This is a genomic window from Leucobacter soli, assembly GCF_042659205.1.
GTDB classification, from domain to species: Bacteria; Actinomycetota; Actinomycetes; order Actinomycetales; family Microbacteriaceae; genus Leucobacter; species Leucobacter soli.
In genome coordinates, this window is record NZ_JBHSRW010000223.1 from 1 (window position 1) to 3,582 (window position 3,582).

The 3,582-nt window shown below is 70.6% G+C and carries 3 protein-coding genes; 2 read left to right on the plus strand and 1 reads right to left on the minus strand.

The window, feature by feature from the left end:
* The coding region (locus ACFPZL_RS11145) for a sensor histidine kinase (protein WP_382335441.1) at positions 1 to 1,208 on the minus strand (1,208 nt) is incomplete at its 3' end.
* A 196-nt stretch (positions 1,209 to 1,404) separates the two neighbouring features.
* Between ACFPZL_RS11145 and ACFPZL_RS11150 the strand changes: the two genes are divergently transcribed.
* Entirely contained in the window at positions 1,405 to 2,247 is an 843-nt protein-coding gene (locus ACFPZL_RS11150) for a DUF5067 domain-containing protein (protein ID WP_218115452.1), read from the plus strand.
* A gap of 150 nt (positions 2,248 to 2,397) precedes the next feature.
* Positions 2,398 to 3,582, plus strand: a 1,185-nt coding sequence (locus tag ACFPZL_RS11155; RefSeq protein ID WP_382335443.1) for an ABC transporter ATP-binding protein, incomplete at its 3' end; no start/stop codon positions are given.

A 3,582-nucleotide genomic window follows, 5' to 3' on the forward strand; every position in this document is an offset into this window, starting at 1 on the left:
CCGAGCAGGCCGACGCGCTCCGCCATGCCGGTGAGCCCGTTCCCGCCGCCGACGGTGACCGGCGGCTGGCCCGCCGGAGCCAGCCAGTTCGTCGTGCGCAGCGTGAGCCCGAACCCCGGGCCGCCGCGCAGGTCGAGATGCAGCGGAGCACCCGGTGCGTGCCGGCGCACGTTGGAGATCGATTCCTGCACCAGCCGGTAGGCCGCGTGGGCGACGCGCGCGTCGCACGCCATCGCGTCCGAGATGAACAGCTGCACGCGCACGTCGGTTCCGGCGCGCAACGCCTCGTCGATGAGAGCGGGGATCTCGGTGATCTCGGTCCTCGAGCCACTGGGCGCATCCGGGTTGCGGAGCTCGCGCACCATGTGCCGCAGGTCGTCGAGCGAGTGCTGGGCCGATTCGCGGACCGCCCGCGCCGCAGCCGCCGCTCGTGCGTCGTCTGCGTCCACCGTCATCTCGAGCGCACCCGCGTGGAGGGAGAGCGTCGACAGGTTCGCGGCAAGGGTGTCGTGCAGTTCGCGGGCGAGCTCCTGGCGGTGCCGCTCGAGCTCGACCTCGCGATGCAGTGCTTCGACGTTGCGCTCGGCCGCGACGGTCTCCCACTGCGCCGTATCGCGCTCCATGCGCAACCGGCGCGCGATGCCCGTGGCGGCGAACGGGGTCACGGCTATCGCCGCGAGCACGGGCACCGCCCAGAACAGCGCGATGCGTTCGGGGGTCCCCGCAGCCGGTTCGTCGACGAACATCGCGATGTACGAGGTGCGTGCGACGACGTCCCAGGCGAACGAGACGCCCGTGGCGAGGAAGGTGCCGACGATCAGGCCCCAGCGCCGGAAGCCGAGCGTATCGGCGGCGGCCGCGGGCAGCGCGAGCAGGGCCGGCAGCGGCGAGGTGGGGATCAGGATCGTCAGGATGATCAGACCGAGCGAGATCCGCACGGGCCAGCGATGCCGCCAGACCAGCATCACGGAAGCGCCCAGCATGACGGCCACGCCGAGGCCGGCGTAGAACCGCAGCGGCGGCGAGAAGACCGAGGTCTCGCCGGAGTGGATGCTCCCGGATGAGATCACCAGCATCGCGCACAGCACCACGAGCCAGATCGACTTGGCGCGCGCGGACGTCCGGCGCCGAGGCGCGGCCGTCGGAACCGGCGCGGGCGGGATCGCGGGCGGACCCGGCTGATGGCCGGGCGGTGGTGCGATGGACATGGATCCGATCCTATGGTCGCCCTCCGTCACCGCCCACCTGCGTCCGCACCGCACCGCCCGTCGGAATCCTGTGCTTTCGTTCGGTCGACGCGGGCCGAAAGGAGGTGGGTGCGGATCCGGCGGGGCTGCTGTGCTGGGCAGGTACCGCGATTCCCCTGATTCCGGGGGCTCCGGGCAGAGGAGAAATGAGGAGAACGTGTCGAACCCTATGGAGCCGGAAGCCGCCGCACCCGTACCCGCACCCGTACCCGCACCCGCACCCGCACGCGGCATCGACGCCGGCGTCTTCGTCGGCCTCGGCCTGGTGGTCGTCGGCTTCGTGCTGGCGCTCATCCCCCTGTGGGGCGTGATCGGCTGGCCGTTGATGCTCGCCGGGCTGATCCTGGGGATCATCGGCGCCGCGAAGAAGTGGAACCCGATGTGGGGCAGCATCGTCAACATCGTGCTCGGCTTCGTCGGCCCCGGCCTGGCCTTCGTGCTGGTGCTCACGGGGGTCTTCGCGGCTGCCGCGCCCGCGGCGAAGGACGCGCTCGACGAGGCCTTGGAGGATGCACCGCCGGCTACGACGCAGGAGGTTCCGGCCGAGGATCCCGAGATCGAGCCGGAGGATGCCGAGCCCGGGGCCGAAGTCCCCTCGTTCGTCGACGGCGTGCTCGTCACCGACGACATGAGAATCGAGATCACGAAGCACAAGGTCGTCCCCGCAGGCGGGAAGGGGAACGAGTACGGCGACGAGGCGGTCATCGCCTTCTGGTACGAGATCACCAACGTGAGCGGCGAGGACCTCCAGGCCTACTCCGGGTTCGTGTTCTCGATGAGTGTGTTCCAGGACAACGATCCGGATGCGGAGAACGAGCTGGATTCCGCCATACTCTTCGATCTCGAGAGCGACAAACGCCATCAGAACATCAAGAAGGGCGGCACGGTGAAGAACGTGATCGCGTTCACGCTCACCGACGAGACGACGCCGGTCACGCTCGTCGCCCAGGACGGCCTCTTCGGCGGCGAGATCGGCCGGATCGACTACCGGCTGAAGTAGGCGGATCGCCGAGCAGCCGACTGCGCCCGGACTGCACGAGACCGACCGGACTGTACGCGATCGACGCGCGCGATCATGCAGTCCCGACGATCTCGTGCAGTCCGGGCGAGCGGAGCAGACGTTCAGGCGCCTGAGCGTAGGCTGAACGTCGTGGCAGACGACACCGCGAAACCCGGCCGGCGCAGATCCTCGACCCGCGGCGACGAGCCGCGCGGCCCCCGGGCGACGTTCCGGCAGCTGCTCCCCTACCTCTTCGAGCAGCGCAGCGGCGCCATCTGGATCGTCGCCCTCAGCATCGCCGGCGCGCTCTTCTCGCTCTCCCAGCCGCTCCTGGTCGGTGCGGTCATCGACCGCGTGCAGCACGCGCAGCCGCTCGACTGGCTCCTCTGGGGGCTGGTGGTCTTCGTCGTCGCGAGCGCGCTCGTCAACGGCTACCAGCACTACCTGCTGCAGCGTCTGGGCGAGGGCGTGGTGCTCACCTCGCGGCGTCGGCTGATCGGCAAGATCCTGCACCTGCCGATCTCGGAGTTCGACCGGCGCCGCACCGGCGACCTGGTCTCGCGGGTCGGCTCGGACACCACGCTGCTGCGCGCCGTCCTCACCCAGGGCCTCGTAGAGGCGATCGGCGGGGCCCTGCTGTTCGTCGGCGCGCTCATCGGCATGCTCGTCATCGATCCGCTGCTCTTCGCGGTCACCTTCGGGGTCGTGGCCGTCGCGCTCATCGTGGTCGTCGCGCTCTCCGCGAGGATCCGGCCCGCCGTCGCCCGCTCGCAGGAGAAGGTGGGCGACCTGGCCGCCTCGGTGGACCGTGCGATCAGCTCGATCCGCACGATCCGCGCAGCGGGCGCCGCCGAGCGCGAGCAGTCCGAGATCGAGGCCGAGGCCGAGGCCGCCTACCGCCACGGGATCCGGGTGGCCCGCATCTCGGCGCTCATCGTGCCGATCTCGTTCATCGCGATGCAGGTCTCGTTCCTGGCCGTGCTCGGCATCGGCGGGTTCCGCGTGGCCACCGGCTCGATCACGGTGGCGCAGCTCGTCACCTTCATCATCTTCCTCTTCATGATGATCATGCCCCTCGGCCAGGCGATCGGGGCGATCTCCGCGGTGAACCAGGCGCTCGGTGCGCTCGGGCGGATCCAGGAGATCGCGGCACTGCCCACCGAGTCCGCGCGCGATACCGAGCTCTCGCCCGCGGGGCGGATCGTGCCGCTGGCGGTGGTCGAGGCGCTCGGTGCGGGAGCGGATCCGGGGGCGGACCCGGCGCCGGCCATCCGCTTCGACGACGTCGCCTTCACCTACCGCTCCGCCGCCCCGGACCGGGTCGATGCGCGGGAG